A 15,859-nucleotide genomic window follows, 5' to 3' on the forward strand; every position below is an offset into this window, starting at 1 on the left:
AACCTGGATTGCAAGCGGCGTAGCGGAGTATAAGGGGAGGACAACGCTAAGTGTAAGGAGAACCCAGCATGTTTCTTTTCAAACCAGAGCCCAAGCTGGTGGCAGCGGAGGACGCCCTTCCCGGGCGCGCCGAGCCCGTCTTGGACAACCCGCAGCCCCACGCGGTCCTGGGCACTCCGATTACTGGACCGTGGAAGGACGGGCAGAAGTCCCTCATCATTGCCATCGGCTGTTTCTGGGGCGCGGAGAAGATGTTCTGGGAAACTGAGGGCGTGGAGTCCACGTCCGTGGGCTATGCGGGCGGCACCACGCCTAACCCGACCTACTACGAGGTCTGCCGTGGGCTGACCAACCACGCGGAGGCGGTGCAGATTACCTACGACCCGCAGCGTGTGCGCCTGCGAGACTTAGTGGTCAAGGCTCTGGAGGCTCACGACCCCACCCAGGGCTTCCGCCAGGGCAACGATGTCGGCACGCAGTACCGCTCGGCGTTCTACCCAGAGACCGAGGAGGAGCGCCAAGAGATCCAGCAGCTCGTGGATTCCTACGCAGGCAAGCTTGCCGACGCCGGCTTTGGCGCCACCACCACCGAAGTCACCCTCCTCAGCGAGACAGACTCGGGAGAGTATTACCTGGCCGAGGACGAACACCAGCAGTACCTGCACAAGGTGCCCAACGGCTACTGCCCGCACCACAGCACCGGCGTCAAGTGCGGCTAGCGCGCGGGCGCGCGGCTAGAGCTGCTTGCGCACGTGCGTGCGGAAGTCGGAAGGTTTGTTGAGCTGGTCGCGCTCCACGAAGGCCCGCATGCGCTCGGCGAGCTCCGGGGTGAGCTGGGTTCGCGTTTGGGAGCCGAGGACGGAATCCCAGTACCAGAAGGTTTCCTCAAAGTAGTTGTGCCCGTGGCCACCCGGCACGTTGAGCGAGTTGATCTGGTCCAGCGCTACCTGCCAGAAGGTGATGAACGGATGCCAGCGCAGGTTCTTAAAGGTATCTGCGTACAAGGTCTGCGGGGTCGGCTCGTGGATCCAGTTGGGGCGGGCATAGATGAGCTTGCTGTCCCACCACACGATGGCATCGGAGGCGTGCTGCCCCACCGCCACGCGCGGGCGCTCCCAGGGGCCATAGGGTTCGCCGAAGGCATCGTGTTCCATGTGGGCGGGAACGCTGGCGAAGCGGAGGTGCCGGCCGCCGTCGATAAGCGGCAGGCGTTCCAGGGAACCGCGTTCGCGGTGCAGGCGCCGCATGAAGCTGGTCATCCGAGGCGGCCCAGTGAACACCGCACCATCGCAGTCGGCTAGCAGTTCTTCGAGCGTCTCGTAGTTTTCCACGATGGCATAGCAGCCCAAGGACTCGCCGCTTAAGTACAGCTTCGGGCGGTTGTCCTCAGGCAAGAGCGCGAGGCGGGCATGAACGGCGGCGATGAGCTCGCGCGCAAAGGTGCGGGAGAGGTTCTTGTCCACCAGATAGGAAAACATGGAGGGCAGGTAGTCAAATTGCAGGGCTACGGTGGCGCAATTGCCGCGCGTGAGGAATTCATAGCCGCTGACCGAATAATTGTTGATCCAGCCTGAGCCGGAGGGCATCTGCAGCACGATGGTGTCGCGGTGGAAAGCGCCCGTGCGATCCATCTCCGCCACCGCGTGGCGGGCGGCGGCGTGCGGACCACGGCCGCGGATGAGCCCGATGTAAATACGGATCGGCTCGTGGGCACGTTCGAAGTGCATAACTTCTTTGATGTCCTGGGCGCGTGGGCCGCGGTCGAGGAAGGCCCTGCCCTGGGAGCCGACGGCCGTCCACGGCTCGTGGGACCAGGGGCTTCCCGAGCGTTCCGGCTCCCACGGCATCGCGGAGCCTGGGTACACCAATTTATTGAGGGCCAGACCTTGGATGGAGGCCCTGCGGAGCAGCCGGCGCCACACCATGCGGTCGCTGACCACAGCCGCAGCGAAGCCGACCGCGCCACCTGCTAGCGGCCACGCTATCCACCTGGGCAGCCAGCGCTGCACCTGGCGGGAAAGCTGGGTGACGGCGATCTGCGCTGCCTCCCCGACGATGAGCAGGGCGCCGTAGCCCGCGGTGCCCACCACCATGCCCAGTGCTGCGGATTGGGGGCCGCGGTCATTGAGCTTGCTTACGAGGCGGGCTTGTTCTGATTGGTTGCGCAGGGAGCGTATGCCCGCGATGAATGTTCCGAGCCCAAGCAGGTAGTAGGAGTAGCGCCGGGTGGTGGGGCCCACGTGGTCCTGGGGGCGTCGCCCAGCGAGGCGGAGCCCGCGCTTCGCTGCGAAGGCCGCGGTGGTAGCGGCGAGGTGTCCCGCACCTTGGCCGATGGCCACGTTGGCGGCAGTGACCCACCACGGGCGTGGCAATAGCGACGGGGAGACGGCTGCCCAGGTTGCTACCTCCGCGCCGAAGATCCCGGGCCACATATTTTGCGGCAGGCGCCGCCGGCCGGTCATGCGCATGCCGGGTGTGAGATCGCTGATGAGCTCCAGGGAAAAGATTGCAGCCTGAAGGCCCTTCTGAGCGGTTGTCAGTGCGATGCGGCGTGCGAGTTGACGCATGGTGGCCATTGAACCAGCTTTAGTGCGGGCGCGCAGGGAAGCCTCAAACCGTGCACAATCGGACATGAAAATGTGAGATCGGACTACTGGTCCTGTGAATTCGGGCGCATAACGAGCAAAATTCGGACATTGGGGGCACAATAGGAGGCATGGGAAATCATGTTGGAAACAAAGTAGTACTCATCGGTGCTGGCGACGTTGGAGTTGCTTACGCCTACGCTCTGGTCAACCAGGGCACTGTTGACCACCTGGCCATCATCGACATCGACGAAAAGAAGCTCGAAGGCAACGTCATGGACCTCAACCATGGCGTCGTCTGGGCCCCGTCCCGCACCCGCGTGACCAAGGGCACCTACGAAGACTGCAAGGACGCCTCCATGGTCGTCATCTGCGCCGGTGCTGCGCAGAAGCCTGGTGAGACCCGCCTGCAGCTCGTGGACAAGAACGTCAACATCATGAACTCCATCGTGGCGGACGTCATGAAGAATGACTTCGACGGCATCTTCCTGGTCGCCTCCAACCCGGTGGACCTGCTGACCTATGCGGTGTGGAAGGCCTCCGGCTTCCCGCACCAGCGCGTCATCGGCTCCGGCACCGTCCTGGACTCGGCCCGCTACCGCTACATGCTCTCTGAGATGGATGACGTGGCGCCGACCTCCGTCCACGCCTACATCATTGGTGAGCACGGTGACTCCGAGCTGCCGGTCGTCTCCTCCGCCAACATCGCAGGTGTCTCCCTGTCCCACCGTTCTGAGGAGGACCCGGGCTACAACGAGCGTATCGAGAAGATCTTCGAGGACACCCGCGACGCCGCCTACCACATCATCGACGCTAAGGGCTCCACCTCCTACGGCATCGGCATGGCCCTGGCCCGCATCACCCGCGCGGTCATCCAGAACCAGGCTGTTGCGCTGCCGGTCTCTGCTTACCTGCAGGGCGAGTACGGCCACGAGGATGTCTTCATTGGCACCCCGGCCATCGTTGACCGCTCCGGCGTCAACCGCGTTATCGAGCTGGCCCTCGATGACCACGAGAAGGAGCGCTTTGAGAACTCCTTCAACACGCTCAACACCATCAAGGAAGAAATCTTCGGCTAGTGAAGATCGTCGCCCACAGGGGATACTCCGGGAAATATCCGGAGCTATCCCCTCTTGCCTTTGAAAAAGCGCTCGCGCTTCCCATTCACGGTATCGAGTGCGATATCCGCCTGAGCAGCGATGGCAAGGTGGTGGTTCACCACGATCCCACCCTGGACCGCACCACGAACGGCTCGGGCCGAGTGTCTCGCCTGACCTGGGAGGAGCTGCGCCGCCTGAAGATTGGCGGCGGCCAGCGCATGCTGCTTCTCGACGAGCTCCTCGAGATGCTCGGTGACAAGAAGCATCACCTCTACATTGAGACCAAGCATCCCTCGGGGCAGGGCGACATCCTCGAAGAACAAATGGTGCTGCGGTTGCGCTATGCAGGGCTTCTCGACGACCCCCGGATCCACATGATTTCCTTTTCCCACCGGGCCATCCGTCGAATGGCAGCGCTCGCCCCGCACGTTGACCGCATCTACCTGCGCCGCGATTGGGAGCGCCATTTCAACCGCCCCGATATCCTGTTATCGCAGCCCACTGGCCTGGGCATGTCGCTGTTGCGCGGCAAGCTGCAACCTGGTGCCATTGGCGCGCATGGTCTGCCCACGTACATGTGGACCATCGATAAACCCGAGGATATGAAGTGGGCATGGGCCAATGGGGTGGATATTCTCGCCACGAACCAGCCGGAAGTGGCCCTGCATGCCATTGAGCTGTAATGAACAGGTAAGTTGTTCAGTATGGCCAAGAAGAAAAAGAAGAACGAACAGCTGCCGGAGGGCATGTCCCGCCGCCAAGCTAAGCTCGCTGCCCGCGCCGCCGAGCGCGCTGCCCTGGAAAAGGACCCTCGCCCCTTCGGTGGGCTCGCCGCTGAGGCTAGCCTCGTCGCCCTGCAGGAATTTGTTCCTTCCGCAACGGCGAAGCTGTCCGTCAAGGGCTTTGACAAGGACGTCTACATCGCCACCGTGCTGCCCGGTGCTACCGCGGCGCTTATTCGTGACGAGGAGTCTGGCGGCGAGGCTTTCGTGGGCCTGCAGGTACAGTCCCACACCCACAACCCGGGCCGCGACCTGGCTTTTGCCCTGAACTGGGTGAAGAACAACGCGCCGGGTTCCACCCTCGAGTCCACCGCTGCCGACGGCTCCCAGCCGGAGCTCAAGGAGCTGCTTGAGGAAGACGCCGAGCTGGAGATCAACGTCTACCAGGACTTCGCGTGGTGGATGCCGGAGGGCGCGCAGGTTCCTCCGCAGATGGCGCAGGCTCTGCAGCGCGCCAACGATTCCGTCATCGAGTCCTACCAGGTGGGCCAGGAGGCCGAAGGTTTTGTCGGCACCGCCTTCTGGGCTAACGCCGGGGGCGGCAAGGCCCACATCCGCTGGGTCCGCCCCTGTGATGACGAGAATGCTTTCCTCAACGCGCTGGCGCGCGTGGCCGCTCGCGGCGAGCTCAACTTGGGCGAGGACACCAAGTTCGCCGGTGTCTTCCGCACGCACGGTCTGATCGCCCCGGTCTTTGACCTCGACCCAGAGGTCGCGCACGACTCCTACGAGGCCGAGCTGTCCCGCGTGAACAAGGCGTTGGAGGAGGAGATCTCCAACGACGCCAACCTCAACGCCGATGAGCGCAAGCAGCTGCAGAACATCAAGTCCCGTCAGGTGACGCTGCGCTAATTCCTCGGCACCTTCGCCCCGAGGCTTAGGTACATATCGATCAAATAGGGCTCCAAAACCCACACAGGTTTTGGAGCCCTATTTGATCGAAACGACCGGCCGGAGCCTTAGCGCATGGAGTCCCAAAGTGCTTGGGCCTCGGCGTCATCCCAGAGGACGACATTGCCCACGACCGTGTCCTGGAAGCCGCCGATCGGCACAGTCTTCGTCTCCACACCCGAGGCCATCGACAGTGCCACGCGGGCAAGGTGCCAGACGTGGTCCTTCTCGTTGACGATGAAGGAATCTGCGGTGTGGTTGACCAAGGAGATGGCCTTGAAGGGGTTGCCGATGGTGGAGAAGGACGTTGCCTTATCCAGCAGCGCGGCGAAGAACTCGCGCTGGCGTTCGACGCGGTCCAAGTCACCCATCGCGGTAGCGCGGGTGCGCACGTAGCCAAGGGCATCTGGTCCGCGAAGCTTCTGACAGCCCGCTTGGAGGTCGATGCCGGCGAGCGGATCGTTGATGGGCTCCTTGACACAAATCTCCACGCCGCCCACGGAATCCACGACGTTGGCTAAGCCGCCCATGCCGATCTCCGCATAGTGATCGATGTGGAGGCCGGTGGCTTGTTCCACGGTTTGGGTCAGCAGCTGCGGCCCACCGTAGGTGAAGGCGGCGTTGACCTTGTCCATGCCGAAGCCGGGCACATCGACGTAGCTATCGCGCGGAATGGAGACCAGCTGGGCCTTTCCGGATGCGGGAATGTGCAGAAGCATGATGGTGTCGGTGCGGCCAACTCCTACGTCACCGCCGGTGCCCAGCTCGGCCTGTTGTTCCTCGGTGAGGCCCTGGCGCGAGTCCGAGCCCACCAACAGCCAGTTCGTCCCGGAGGTCGGCGCCACCTGCTCGGAGGGTAAGGCATCGATACGGGTCAGGCGCGAATCCGTCCACAAGGTGAAGGCCACCATGAAGACGAGGGCGATGACGATGAGCCAGCCCAAGCAGCCGAATACTTGCTTGGCCGGGTTGACCTTCTTGCGGCGGCTGTGCGGGCGCCGAGCAGGACGCCCGCGGGACGCAGTTTGTGGGGAGTAGCTGCGCGGTGGTGCGTCGGGGCTTCGCCGGTATGCGCCGGCGGCAGGTTCCCGGGCGGGCATGTTCTGCTGGGGCGCCGGGCGCGGCGATGCGTGCTGAGCCATATAGGCATCGACGTCGAAGCGGGTTTCCTCCGGACGCGAGCGCTGCGCACTGGGGCGCTGAGCGCGAGAAGAAGAGTGCGTGGGATTAGCTCGCTGCCCGGAGGGGCGGCGACGCACTGGGCGTCCGTAGCGATCCCGCAGGGGCTGCCCGTCAGCGCCAAGGACGAACTCACCGGCATCCTGCCCGGCAGCATGCGCACCGCGCGGGCCATCCGGGCCGTGGGGGTGGGCCGGGCCAGTGGCACCCGCGCGGCGGGAATCGCCGTGGGGATCGCCAGCGCGGCGGGAATCGCGCTCTGGATCGTGTCCTTGGTAGGTCATGGGGAACACTGTACCGCGAAATCACTTCCGCCCCACCTTTCACACAGGGCGTGGTTGTGGTCTTTGTGATGCTATGAACTCTGGCCCATGCTTAAGCACCGAAGAGCAATGCGTAGCCCACGAAAGCGATGGCGTCGATCAGAAAATGCGCGATGACCAGAGGCCACACCTTCCCCGTGCGGTGGAAGTACCAGCCATAGAGCACGCCCATGATGATATTGCCGAAGCCTGCGGAAACACCCTGGTAGAGATGATAAGAGCCGCGCAGGATGGAGGAAGCAGCCAGCGTTGCGGGCAGGGCCCACCCAGACTGCTTGAGCCTGGTCATGAACCAGTACACCACCACCAGCTCCTCCGCCCACGCGTTGGCGAAGGACTTGATGAGCAGCACCGGGATCTCAATCCACGTATCGAACGCTCCCGGCACCACCTCCTTGGTCCACCCGAAGTGCAGCGCCACGTAATACAGCACCAACCCCGGCAGACCAATGACTGCCGCTAGCGCTGCGCCGTGGACACCATCCCGCCACCGCGGGCGGGGCGGGAAGGAGATCAGGTAGAGCGCAAGTGCTCCCCACGCGAAGAGCACCGCGGCGCTGCAGAGCTGGAAAGCAAGGTCGAGCAGCGTCGTCGCCGACTGCGAGGCGTTGATGGTGACCGACTGCTCGTTGAGCGGGGCGGGGTTGAGCAGGGAATCGGTCAGCCGCAGCGCGGCGCGCACGCCCGAGACACCAAAAGTGATGGTCAGGACGATGAGGATTTCCGCGCGCAGGCGTGAGCGCGCGGTCATGGGTGAAGCACCTGGGCGAGGCCGAGAAGGGAGGACTCGTCAAGCGTGATTGAACCCAACTGCACGCCCACGGGCGGGTGATCGCGCACCGGCCACGGCACGGAGATGGCAGGCAGCTGCGCCACGTTGAACAACGAACCCCACGGTGACCACCGCGTTTGCTCATCAAAGTTGGCCTGGTGCTCCAGCGCCAGGAAGTGCCCACGCCGGGGCGGATCGAAGGCCAGCATGGGGCTCAAGATGGCATCGACTTCCCACTCTTGTGCCAGCAGCTCCGGCAGCTGCGCGGCGTGCGCGCGGGCTGAGGCGAATTCGGAATCCGTGACGCGCCGGCCCTTCGCACGGATCCACTCCGCGTAACCCTCCGCGAAGTCAAGGCCGGCCAGCCGGCGGCTAAAGATGTGTTGAAAGGCCTCAAAGGTAGTCGCGGCCTGGGGGTAAGGGGAAATGGCCACGGTTTCAAATCCCGCGCCTTCAAAGGTGGCGGTGGCCTCTGCGACCGCGCGCAGCATGTGCGGGGCCACCTCGGTGTTAGCGAAGAGGGGATCCGTCAGCACTCCGATGCGGGCGCGCCGGGCGCGCGGACGAAGGCCGTGCAGCGTTGCGGTATCGGCGATGCTGCGCGTGATGAACCCCTGCACCGAGAGGTCCTCACCGCCGGGCTTGAACCCGACGACGCCACAGGCGGCAGCCGGCACGCGGATGGAGCCTCCGCCGTCGGAGGCATGCGCAGCGCGCAGCAGACCCCGCGCCACCTGGACCGCCGCTCCACCGGAGGAACCGCCCGGGGTATGGCCCGGGTAGAGCGGGTTATCCGGGTGGGGCAGGCCTACGGGTTCGGTGTCCACGCGCAGGCCCAGTTCGGGCGCGGCGGACTTGCCGACGATGAGCGCGCCGGCGTCGATCAGCTCCTGCACGAAAGGATCGGTCTCCTCCGCCACGTAGGTGCGCTCGGCATGGCCGAGCGTGGTGGGCATGCCGGCGACGTCATTGAGGTCCTTGACCGAGAGAATCCAGCCGCTCAAGCGCCCGTGCGCCTGCGGCCGGCGCTCGAGGTCGAGGTACGTGAAGCCGTGTTCCGCGGGGTCCAGACCAGATAGATCCTCGCGCAGCTTATCCAGAGTGAACTCGGTGCTGTCCATGGCGGCTCAGTTTAGTAGTTACGTGAGATAAAGTTGCTGTCATGAGCACCACCATCGCATTCCTCGGGCCCGCCGGAACCTTCACGGAAGCGGCGATGCAGCACTTCGCCGCTGACTTTGCTTCCCCTGAGGGGCTGCCGGTAAACTCGCCGGCCGAGGCGCTGGCGGCGGTGCGCTCTGGTGCGGCGGACTATGCCTGCGTGGCCATTGAAAACTCCGTGGACGGTCCGGTAACAGCCACCTTTGACGCGCTTGCCGACGGCTCCCGGGTCCAGATCTACCGCGAAGTAGACCTGCCGGTGTCCTTCTCTATTCTGGTGCGTCCCGGCACTTCCGCGGAGACTCTTCGCACCTTCTCCACGCATCCTGTGGCCTACCAGCAGGTGCGCGGTTGGTTGGAGCAGAACCTGCCGGGCGTGGACTATGTTCCGGCGGCGTCGAATGGCGCGGCGGCGCAGGCCGTGGCGCGCGGGGAGGTGGATGCCGCGGCCGCCCCGGCACGGGCAGCGGAGGTCTTCGGGCTGGATTCTCTTGCGGACAACGTGGCGGATGTCGCGGGGGCCACGACGCGGTTCGTCCTCGTGGGGCCGGCCGGAAAACCGACCGCGCGGACCGGCAACGATAGGACGTCCGTCATCTTCACCCTGCCCAATGAGCCGGGCTCCCTGGTTGGGGCCCTGCAGGAATTCGCGCACCGCGGGGTGGACCTCTCCCGCATCGAATCCCGTCCGCTGCGCACCGTCTTTGGCAACTACCGCTTCCACGCCGACCTCATCGGGCACATCGAGGACCAGCCGGTAGCGGAGGCGCTGCGGGCGCTGTGGTTGCGCGCGGAGGATGTCGTTTTCGTGGGTTCTTGGCCTTCCGTGGTGGCGCTAGGGGAGGCGCCACGGAATCTGGCGCGGTTGCAAGATGCCGATGAATGGGTAGCGCAGGCGCGCACCGGCCAATAGTGTGGTGAAACATGACCGGAAGAATCATCCTGCTGCGCCACGGCCAGACCTTTTCCAATATTGACCGCATCATGGACACCCGCCCGCCGGGTGCCGAGCTCACCGAGCGCGGCCGTGGCCAGGCGGAGGATGTTGGCCGCGAGCTAGCTGAGCTGTGCGCGGGACGCCGCGTGCGCTTTGTGTGTTCTATTGCCCTGCGCGCCCAGCAGACCGCGATGCTGGCCGCCCGTACATACGGCGAGGCCGCTGATGAGCGCAACGTTCCCGTCGAAGTGCGTGTAGGCCTGCACGAGGTCTTTGCCGGTGAGCATGAAATGAGCGGCAGCGAGGATACCCACCGCGAGTACATGGTGGCGCTGCGCGGCTGGCTCGACGGCGATGAGGCTGCCCGGATGCCTGGCGGTGAGAGTTACGTGGATGTGCTCGAGCGCTACCAACCGGTGTTGGAGGATCTCGCTGCGGAGCTGGAGGATGATGAAGACATTGTCGTCGTCAGCCACGGCGCCGCCATTCGCGTAGTGACGAGACATGCCTGCGGCGTGGACCCAGACTTTGCCTATACCGGCTACATGCCGAACTGCCGCTTTACCCTCATGGAGCCGCAGGGGCAGTCTTTTGGCCAGTGGACACTCAAGCGCTGGGCGGATACCGAAGTCTAACCCGCTGCGGCCACGGTAGGTTTCGTTGTGGCCGCGGTAGGCGCCCCGCTGGGCGCCCCGCTGGGCGCCTACCCCCAGCCGAGCTCGTGGAGGCGGTCCTCCTCGAAACCGAAGTAGTGTCCGACCTCGTGGAAGACGGTCACCATGACCTCGTGGGCCAGCTCCTCTTCCGAGTTGCTCATGGCCTGCAAAGGTTGCCGGTAAATGGAGATGGTATCCGGCAGGTAGCCAGTGTGCGAGGCGGTGCGGTGCGTGAGCATCACGCCTTCGTAGAGGCCCAGCAGGTTAGGGTTTTCTGGGTTTTCTTCCTCCACCAAGATGACCAGGTTGCGCATCTGGTCGACGAATCGATCGGGGATCTTATCCAGGGCCTCACCGACTAGCTCTTCGAAGCGTTCCTCGCTGACCTCGTACATGTGCTTACTCCCTGTGGAATAGTCGGGGTTTATTGGGCCGGCGCCGGTGCAGTAGTGGCGGCAGGAACGGCACTGTCGCCAGCCGGCTGGGAGTTCTCGCCGCCCGGCTGGGCGTTCTGATCACGCAGCGGGTTGCGCTTCGGCTGCTCGGTGGGCGGGGCACCGTTGATGTTCAGGGAATCTCGTCCCTCCGCAGCGGAGCCCGTAATGGTGGAAAACAGGCCTTCGTTGACATGGATGAGGGAGCAGTTCACCGAACGGGAGCCGGCCTCCCAGGACTCGCGGTTCATCGCGCCCCAGAAAGGCTGCAGTGTGGATTGGTAGAGGTTTTCCTCGCCGCCCAGGTAGTCCATGGCGTCCTGAGTACACGTTTCGGAGAGGAACTTATCCATGTCCTCGTCGTTGGGGTAGCCATCGGGGAATTTCTCGGCCAGGTTAATGACGGATACGGTCTCCATCTGGTGCGGCTCGCTACACGGAACGGTGCTGAGCACCTGGTTCTCGTCCACCTTGCGGCATTCGCCGGGCTTGGCGACGACCGCCTGGTCCACCTCACTGACCTTACCGGTGGATTCCTGGGGGACGCCGTTGGCGTCGGTGGTCTGCAGGCCGCACAGCAAGGTGCGGTCGCCCTGTTCCCAGGAGGCGGCCGGCGGCAGGATGGAGGCGATGTCGTAGCGGCCGTTGGGATCCCACTTGCCGTTGAGGTAGCTCACCGTGGGGGCTTCGCACAGCTCATCGCGCAGGGCGTTTTGCCGTGTGATATCGGGGCGCTTGGCATTGGGGCCGAATTCACTGGTGGGGTAGGCGCTGAGGTCCTCGCGGGAGGAGACCTCGAAGCGGTGTGGCTTATCGCAGCTGGTCTGCTCGAAGTCGGTGGCAGTGCCGTCTGGGGCGATGTCCCACGTCACGCACGAACCAGCGGAGGCGGTGGTAAAGGATGCGATCTCTCCTTCGGAGGGATCGGCAGCCTGACTGCCGTCGGCGCTGGGGGTAGCGGAGCCTTGTGCGGCCGAATCGGTGCCGGTTGGCTCGCCGCTGAAGAGGCCGTAGGACGCCATGAAGGCGGCCGCGGCCACGGCTGCAACGAGGACGACGCGGATGGCGGAGGCGGAGCGCCACGCAGATGAAGTGCTCATAGAACTCTTCATACTACTCCCTTAGCGTCCCTGGCTTCTAGCCCGCCCGGCACCGTGCGGGAGCACGGCGCCGCTAGATACGTGCGCGGGAGACGTGCGTTGTGAGCCGGTAGCGGTCTGTGCGGTAGACCGAGGAGCACCATTCAACCGGTCGGTCCCCCGAGCGGGCGAGGCGGGTGATGTGCAGCAGTGGGGTGCCCGGTGAGACGTCGAGAAGCTCGGCGATGTCCTCGTCTGCCGCGACGGCCGTGACCGTCTGCTCGGCCTCGGTGATGGGGACCTCGAAGGTGCTATCCAAAATCGCGTAGACGGAATTGTAGATGTCATTCTCCAGCAGCGACGGCGCAAAGGTGGAGTTGTACCAGCCATCGTCGATGGAATAGGGCTCGCCATCGCCCAAGCGCAGGCGCCGCAGGTGGGTATGGGCCACGGTGGTTTCCGTGCCGAAAAACTCGCAGACCTCACTGGGGGCGGTGCTACGCTCACCCAGCAGGATTCTCGAGGAAGCCTGGACCTTTTGGTGGCCCATCTCATCGGAGAAGGAGGCCAAATGGAGCCGGGAGACCAGTGGGTTCGGAGCCACGAAGGTGCCCTTGCCACGCACCCGCCGCAGGCGGCCCTCGGCCACTAAATCACCGATGGCGCGGCGTACGGTGATGCGGGAAACACCGTAGGTTTCTTCGAGAATGCGCTCGCCGGGGAGGATGTCACCGGGTTTGAGGGTGGTTCGGCAGAGCTCGGAGAGGATATCCCGCAGCTGAGCGTGCTTGGGCACGGGGCCGTCGGTAATAATGTGAGGTGCCATGTTATTCATGATAATGCGCTGGTTATGACCAGCGCAAAGGTATGGCCGTGCGCTAGACTATCCGGCGTGATTGATCTCAAGTTTCTTCGCGAAAATCCCGATGTCGTCCGCGCCTCCCAGGTAAACCGTGGGGAGGACCCCGCTTTGGTGGACCAGCTGCTCGCCGCCGATGAACAGCGTCGCGCGGCCATTGTGAAGGCAGACCAGCTGCGCTCGGAGCAGAAGGCCTTTGGCAAGAAGATTGGCCAGGCCTCCCCGGAGGAGCGCCCGGCGCTGCTGGAGGGCTCCAATGAGCTGAAGGAAAAGGTCAAGGCGGCCGGCGAGGAAGCGGCCGCGGCCGAGGCCAAGGTGGAGGAGCTGCAGTACCAGCTCTCCAACGTGGTGGAGGGTGCCCCGGCTGGTGGCGAGGATGATTTCGTCGTGCTCGAGGAGGTCGGTGAGAAACCGCAGTTCGACTTCGAGCCGAAGGATCACCTGGAGTTGGGTGAGACGCTGGGGCTTATCGACGTCAAGCGGGGCGCCAAGGTCGGCGGCGCACGTTTCTACTACCTCACCGGCGACGGCGCCTTCCTGCAGCTGGGCATGCTTATGCTGGCTGCGCAGAAGGCCCGTGAGGCCGGCTTTAGCCTCATGATCCCGCCGGTGCTCGTGCGCCCGGACGTGATGCAGGGCACCGGTTTCTTGGGTCAGCATGCGGATGAGGTCTACTACCTGCCGGCGGATGATCTCTACCTGGTCGGTACTTCGGAGGTGGCTCTGGCTGGCTACCACAAGGAAGAGATCATCGACCTGTCCAAGGGCCCGCTGCAGTATGCGGGCTGGTCCTCCTGCTTCCGCCGCGAGGCGGGTTCGCACGGCAAGGACACCCGCGGCATTCTGCGCGTGCACCAGTTCGACAAGCTGGAGATGTTTGTCTACTGCAAGCCGGAAGACGCCGAGGAGATGCACCAGAAGCTGCTGAACATGGAAAAGGACATGCTCGCGGCGATGGAGCTGCCCTACCGCACCATCGACATCGCGGGCGGAGACCTCGGTTCTTCTGCAGCCCGCAAGTTCGATAACGAGGCGTGGGTGCCTACCCAGGGCACGTACCGCGAGCTCACTTCGACCTCGAACTGCACCACCTTCCAGGCGCGCCGCCTCTCCACGCGCTACCGCGACGAGAACGGCAAGACCCAGTACGCCGCCACGCTCAACGGCACCCTGGCTACCACCCGCTGGCTCGTGGCCATCCTGGAGAACCACCAGCAGGCAGATGGGTCCGTCGTGGTTCCGGAGGCATTGCGCCCATTCGTGGGTAAGGACGTTCTTTACCCCGTAAACTCCTAGAAGAATGACAGGAGGCGCCGCAGGCGCCCCCTTCGATCCCCGGTTGTGCCCTCTTAAGGCCCTAAATCCTCCCTGGAGCATCATGAGCGTTGTGACTAATTTCCTCTACCGGCAGATTACGCACATTGGCCGCGGGGTGACTTTGGCCCAGGGGCTGAAGATGCGCCTGTCCGGCGAGGAGAATATCCCGGATAAGGGCGGGGCCGTCATCGTGTGCAATCACACCGGCTACATGGATTTCCTCTTCGGGGCCTTCTTGGCTTATCGCAAGCGGCGTTTGGTGCGCTACTTGGCTAAAGCCTCCATCTTCCAGACGCCGGTGGCCGGTCAGCTTTTTCAGGTGATGGGGCATGTTCCGGTGGATCGCATCGATGGCGGGGCGTCGATTGTCAAAGGCATCGAGCTGGCCAAGAATGGCGAGCTCGTGGGTGTGTTTGCGGAGGGCACGATTTCCCGCAGCTTCGAGATTCGCAGCATGCGCAACGGTGCGGCGCGTATCGCCCACGGCGCGGGTGTTCCGATCATCCCGCAGGTCATCTTCGGCTCCCAGCGCATTTGGACGAAGGGCCAGAAGAAGCACCTAGGCCGCACCAAGACCCCAGTGCTGATCACGGCTCTTGAGCCCTACTACACCACGGGCGATTTCGATGCGGATATCGCGGAGGTGCGCCGCCGGATGCAGGAGGCTCTGGAGGGGCTGTGGGCTCAGTACGAGGAGGAATTCGGCCCGATGCCGGCTGGCGAATACTGGGTACCGGCCCGTAAGGGTGGGGGCGCGCCGACGCTGGAGGAGGCCGAGGCCCAGGACTCCGAGGTGGAGACTGAGCGCTACCGTGTGCGCCGGCTGCGCGATGATCTGACCAATCTCAAGGAGCACGTGTCCGAGGCCACCGTGGAGCTCATGCGCGACCGGATGGCGTTGATGAAGCCGGGTAGTAATGAGGAAACCGGTACCGCAGAAGCCGGAGCCGAGGCCGCCGAGAAGGACCGCCCGCGTACCGCGCCGGAAACCCTTGAGTGGATCAAGGAAAACCTCAACTCGGTGGTCGAAGAGGCTATGCGCGGCGTAGAGGAGGGCCGCGAAAAGGTCACGGGGGTGATGGCGCAACTGAAGTCTGATGTCATGGAGGCTCAAGCTTCCATGACTGCGAGCAGCAAGGAAATCTTCGCTGGTTCCGTCGTGGAACAGGGGTTGCTCTCCGCGGCGACGCAATCTCGGCTCATCGTCTCGCGCCTGCCGCACCGCGTGAAGGCGCAGTATTCCGAAGCGCCGCGCGTGATCGTGGCGGATCAGAGCGCGCTGAGCATGGAAAACGGGGAAATCTCGACGCGGCTCCAAGAAGCGCTAACGCAGCTCCACCCGCAGGTTGAGGAGTTCGTCGTGCTCTCGCCACAGGGCGAGGTACTGGACGCTGCCGCCTTCGGGGACCTCCCCCAATCGTGTTGGCGCATCGCCTGCTCGGACGGTGCCGAAGGGGTGCAGTTCAACGATGTCCCCGGGGGAGTGGTGGCGACGGCCTCTTCCCCCGCGGAGGGGCTGGCGGCCGTGGTGAAGAAGATTGGGGCCGAGCCTAAGGATCTCCTGTTCTTTGCCAATGAGCCCGGGGATGAAACCTTTGCGGAGGGCGGGGACGGCGTCGCCGTGCGCATGGTGGCGCTTGAGACTGCACCCATTGAGGTGATTAAGGCTGCGCAGGCGGTGACGTATTCCACCGAGCGCTACGGAATGGCCGAGGTGCTGGAGGCCATGGCGCGCTTGCAGCAAGAGAAGAAATAAGTCTTGACACCCTGGACTTAAGAAGCGT

At 64.2% G+C, this 15,859-nt stretch carries 15 protein-coding genes; 8 read left to right on the plus strand and 7 right to left on the minus strand.

The features are described from left to right. The first annotated feature begins 68 nt into the window (after nucleotides 1-68). A complete protein-coding gene (msrA, locus tag HMPREF2526_RS00255; RefSeq protein WP_070545107.1) occupies nucleotides 69-719 on the plus strand; it encodes a peptide-methionine (S)-S-oxide reductase MsrA in 651 nt (216 codons plus the stop codon). Between the two features lie 15 nt (nucleotides 720-734). On the opposite strand, the gene HMPREF2526_RS00260 is transcribed toward msrA, so the two are convergent. Continuing rightward, nucleotides 735-2,576 (minus strand): alpha/beta-hydrolase family protein, encoded by a 1,842-nt coding sequence (locus HMPREF2526_RS00260; protein ID WP_070545108.1) that lies wholly within the window; start codon nucleotides 2,574-2,576, stop codon nucleotides 735-737. Between the two features lie 140 nt (nucleotides 2,577-2,716). Here HMPREF2526_RS00260 and HMPREF2526_RS00265 point away from each other — a divergent pair, with 140 nt between their 5' ends. Genes HMPREF2526_RS00265 through HMPREF2526_RS00275 form a run of 3 tightly spaced genes read left to right on the plus strand, consistent with a single transcriptional unit; the run spans nucleotide 2,717 to nucleotide 5,319 of the window. Beyond that, a complete protein-coding gene (locus HMPREF2526_RS00265) occupies nucleotides 2,717-3,664 on the plus strand; it encodes an L-lactate dehydrogenase (protein ID WP_070545111.1) in 948 nt (315 codons plus the stop codon). After that, the gene (locus HMPREF2526_RS00270; RefSeq protein WP_046647624.1) at nucleotides 3,664-4,368 is read left to right on the plus strand and encodes a glycerophosphodiester phosphodiesterase family protein; all 705 of its coding nucleotides are present in this window, start codon (nucleotides 3,664-3,666) and stop codon (nucleotides 4,366-4,368) included. The genes HMPREF2526_RS00265 and HMPREF2526_RS00270 overlap by 1 nt, the downstream gene beginning before the upstream one ends. Before the next feature lie 21 nt (nucleotides 4,369-4,389). Then, nucleotides 4,390-5,319 (plus strand): DUF5926 family protein, encoded by a 930-nt coding sequence (locus tag HMPREF2526_RS00275; protein WP_070545113.1) that lies wholly within the window; start codon nucleotides 4,390-4,392, stop codon nucleotides 5,317-5,319. Nucleotides 5,320-5,426: 107 nt separating this feature from the next. Here HMPREF2526_RS00275 and HMPREF2526_RS00280 read toward each other — a convergent pair whose 3' ends face one another. The 3 genes from HMPREF2526_RS00280 to HMPREF2526_RS00290 form a co-directional block, all read right to left on the minus strand. Further along, entirely contained in the window at nucleotides 5,427-6,821 is a 1,395-nt protein-coding gene (locus tag HMPREF2526_RS00280) for an LCP family protein (protein ID WP_083295488.1), read from the minus strand. A 91-nt stretch (nucleotides 6,822-6,912) separates the two neighbouring features. Continuing rightward, the gene (locus HMPREF2526_RS00285) at nucleotides 6,913-7,611 is read right to left on the minus strand and encodes a CPBP family intramembrane glutamic endopeptidase (RefSeq protein WP_070545114.1); all 699 of its coding nucleotides are present in this window, start codon (nucleotides 7,609-7,611) and stop codon (nucleotides 6,913-6,915) included. After that, on the minus strand, nucleotides 7,608-8,753 hold the full coding sequence (locus HMPREF2526_RS00290; protein WP_070545117.1) for an amidase: 1,146 nt from the start codon (nucleotides 8,751-8,753) through the stop codon (nucleotides 7,608-7,610). The genes HMPREF2526_RS00285 and HMPREF2526_RS00290 overlap by 4 nt, the downstream gene beginning before the upstream one ends. 41 nt (nucleotides 8,754-8,794) lie before the next feature. Between HMPREF2526_RS00290 and pheA the strand changes: the two genes are divergently transcribed. Together pheA and HMPREF2526_RS00300 are read left to right on the plus strand one after the other, a co-directional pair. Then, on the plus strand, nucleotides 8,795-9,706 hold the full coding sequence (gene pheA, locus HMPREF2526_RS00295) for a prephenate dehydratase (RefSeq protein ID WP_070545119.1): 912 nt from the start codon (nucleotides 8,795-8,797) through the stop codon (nucleotides 9,704-9,706). An 11-nt stretch (nucleotides 9,707-9,717) separates the two neighbouring features. After that, the gene (locus HMPREF2526_RS00300) at nucleotides 9,718-10,365 is read left to right on the plus strand and encodes a histidine phosphatase family protein (RefSeq protein WP_070545121.1); all 648 of its coding nucleotides are present in this window, start codon (nucleotides 9,718-9,720) and stop codon (nucleotides 10,363-10,365) included. A gap of 68 nt (nucleotides 10,366-10,433) precedes the next feature. On the opposite strand, the gene HMPREF2526_RS00305 is transcribed toward HMPREF2526_RS00300, so the two are convergent. The 3 genes from HMPREF2526_RS00305 to HMPREF2526_RS00315 form a co-directional block, all read right to left on the minus strand. Next, entirely contained in the window at nucleotides 10,434-10,781 is a 348-nt protein-coding gene (locus HMPREF2526_RS00305; RefSeq protein WP_070545123.1) for a metallopeptidase family protein, read from the minus strand. Between the two features lie 29 nt (nucleotides 10,782-10,810). Then, nucleotides 10,811-11,920: a septum formation family protein gene (locus tag HMPREF2526_RS00310; RefSeq protein WP_070545125.1), complete on the minus strand. Its 1,110-nt coding sequence runs from the start codon at nucleotides 11,918-11,920 to the stop codon at nucleotides 10,811-10,813. 73 nt (nucleotides 11,921-11,993) lie between these two features. Continuing rightward, nucleotides 11,994-12,725 carry a GntR family transcriptional regulator gene (locus tag HMPREF2526_RS00315; protein ID WP_198525913.1) on the minus strand — a complete coding sequence of 244 codons (732 nt, stop codon included), beginning with the start codon at nucleotides 12,723-12,725 and terminating at the stop codon, nucleotides 11,994-11,996. A 66-nt stretch (nucleotides 12,726-12,791) separates the two neighbouring features. On the opposite strand from HMPREF2526_RS00315, the gene serS reads away from it, so the two are divergent. Then, nucleotides 12,792-14,054 (plus strand): serine--tRNA ligase, encoded by a 1,263-nt coding sequence (serS, locus tag HMPREF2526_RS00320; RefSeq protein ID WP_070510890.1) that lies wholly within the window; start codon nucleotides 12,792-12,794, stop codon nucleotides 14,052-14,054. Between the two features lie 82 nt (nucleotides 14,055-14,136). Next, nucleotides 14,137-15,831 carry a lysophospholipid acyltransferase family protein gene (locus HMPREF2526_RS00325; RefSeq protein WP_070545127.1) on the plus strand — a complete coding sequence of 565 codons (1,695 nt, stop codon included), beginning with the start codon at nucleotides 14,137-14,139 and terminating at the stop codon, nucleotides 15,829-15,831. The last annotated feature ends 28 nt before the right edge of the window (nucleotides 15,832-15,859 follow it).

This window comes from Corynebacterium sp. HMSC070E08 (assembly GCF_001808895.1).
GTDB classification, from domain to species: domain Bacteria; phylum Actinomycetota; class Actinomycetes; order Mycobacteriales; family Mycobacteriaceae; genus Corynebacterium; species Corynebacterium hiratae.

What these genes read in the sequence shown, in the direction of transcription:
- msrA (WP_070545107.1), top strand. Translation starts at nt 69, where the DNA reads ATGTTTCTTTTCAAACCAGAGCCCAAGCTGGTGGCAGCGGAGGACGCC.
- HMPREF2526_RS00260 (WP_070545108.1), bottom strand. Translation starts at nt 2,576, where the DNA reads ATGGCCACCATGCGTCAACTCGCACGCCGCATCGCACTGACAACCGCT.
- HMPREF2526_RS00265 (WP_070545111.1), top strand. Translation starts at nt 2,717, where the DNA reads ATGGGAAATCATGTTGGAAACAAAGTAGTACTCATCGGTGCTGGCGAC.
- HMPREF2526_RS00275 (WP_070545113.1), top strand. Translation starts at nt 4,390, where the DNA reads ATGGCCAAGAAGAAAAAGAAGAACGAACAGCTGCCGGAGGGCATGTCC.
- HMPREF2526_RS00280 (WP_083295488.1), bottom strand. Translation starts at nt 6,821, where the DNA reads ATGACCTACCAAGGACACGATCCAGAGCGCGATTCCCGCCGCGCTGGC.
- HMPREF2526_RS00285 (WP_070545114.1), bottom strand. Translation starts at nt 7,611, where the DNA reads ATGACCGCGCGCTCACGCCTGCGCGCGGAAATCCTCATCGTCCTGACC.
- HMPREF2526_RS00290 (WP_070545117.1), bottom strand. Translation starts at nt 8,753, where the DNA reads ATGGACAGCACCGAGTTCACTCTGGATAAGCTGCGCGAGGATCTATCT.
- pheA (WP_070545119.1), top strand. Translation starts at nt 8,795, where the DNA reads ATGAGCACCACCATCGCATTCCTCGGGCCCGCCGGAACCTTCACGGAA.
- HMPREF2526_RS00300 (WP_070545121.1), top strand. Translation starts at nt 9,718, where the DNA reads ATGACCGGAAGAATCATCCTGCTGCGCCACGGCCAGACCTTTTCCAAT.
- HMPREF2526_RS00305 (WP_070545123.1), bottom strand. Translation starts at nt 10,781, where the DNA reads ATGTACGAGGTCAGCGAGGAACGCTTCGAAGAGCTAGTCGGTGAGGCC.
- HMPREF2526_RS00310 (WP_070545125.1), bottom strand. Translation starts at nt 11,920, where the DNA reads ATGAGCACTTCATCTGCGTGGCGCTCCGCCTCCGCCATCCGCGTCGTC.
- HMPREF2526_RS00315 (WP_198525913.1), bottom strand. Translation starts at nt 12,725, where the DNA reads ATGGCACCTCACATTATTACCGACGGCCCCGTGCCCAAGCACGCTCAG.
- HMPREF2526_RS00325 (WP_070545127.1), top strand. Translation starts at nt 14,137, where the DNA reads ATGAGCGTTGTGACTAATTTCCTCTACCGGCAGATTACGCACATTGGC.